We start from the raw sequence: 1,024 nt of genomic DNA, 5'->3' as shown, positions 1-1,024 counted from the left end.
TGAAGTCGAAGTTCGCCGGGAAGCCCGAGATCATGAAGGCGAACATCGCGGCGTTCAGGGCGGGCTGGAACTTCGGTGAGACCACGGAGGACTTCGCCGTCTCCTATGAGGTCGCTCCGGCCGCGTCCGCGTTCCCGACCGGTACCTACCGCAATATCTCCGGCAACCTTGCCCTGGCGTATGGGTTGATCACGGCCTCGCGGCAGGCGGATCTGCCGTTGTTTTTGGGCTCGTACCCGATCACCCCGGCGTCGGACATCCTGCATGAGCTGAGCCGGCACAAGAACTTCGGCGTGCGTACCTTCCAGGCGGAGGACGAGATCGCGGGGATCGGTGCGGCGCTGGGTGCGGCGTTCGGCGGCTCGCTGGCGGTGACGACGACGTCCGGCCCCGGTGTCGCGCTGAAGTCGGAGACGATCGGGCTGGCGGTCTCCCTGGAGCTGCCGCTGCTGGTGGTGGACATCCAGCGTGGTGGCCCCTCGACGGGGTTGCCGACCAAGACGGAGCAGGCGGACCTGCTGCAGGCGATGTTCGGCCGCAACGGCGAGGCACCCGTGCCGATCGTCGCCCCGCGTACTCCGGCGGACTGCTTCGGGGTGGCTTTGGAGGCAGCGAGGATCGCGCTGGCCTACCGCACGCCGGTGATGCTGCTGTCCGACGGCTATCTGGCCAACGGCTCCGAGCCCTGGCGGATCCCGGACCTGGAGGAACTGCCTGATCTGCGGGTGCAGTTCGCTTCCGGCCCGAACCACACTCTGGATGACGGCAGCGAGGTGTTCTGGCCCTACAAACGCGATCCCGAGACCCTGGCCCGGCCGTGGGCCCTGCCGGGCACGCCGGGGCTGGAGCACCGCATCGGCGGCATCGAGAAGCAGGACGGCACCGGGAACATCTCCTACGACCCCGCCAACCACGACTTCATGGTCCGCACCCGCCAGGCCAAGATCGACCGGATCGCCGTCGACGACGTCGAGGTCGACGACCCGCACGGCGCGAGGACCCTGGTGCTGGGCTGGGGCTCCAC

At 68.6% G+C, this 1,024-nt stretch carries 1 pseudogene; it reads left to right on the top strand.

The window, feature by feature from the left end:
• A pseudogene (locus tag ACWGJ5_RS46595) lies at positions 1 to 1,024 on the top strand (2-oxoacid:acceptor oxidoreductase subunit alpha); the annotation flags it as partial.

The sequence above is a fragment of the Streptomyces sp. NPDC054783 genome, from assembly GCF_053611725.1.
This window is presented reverse-complemented; position numbering and strand designations above follow the sequence as displayed.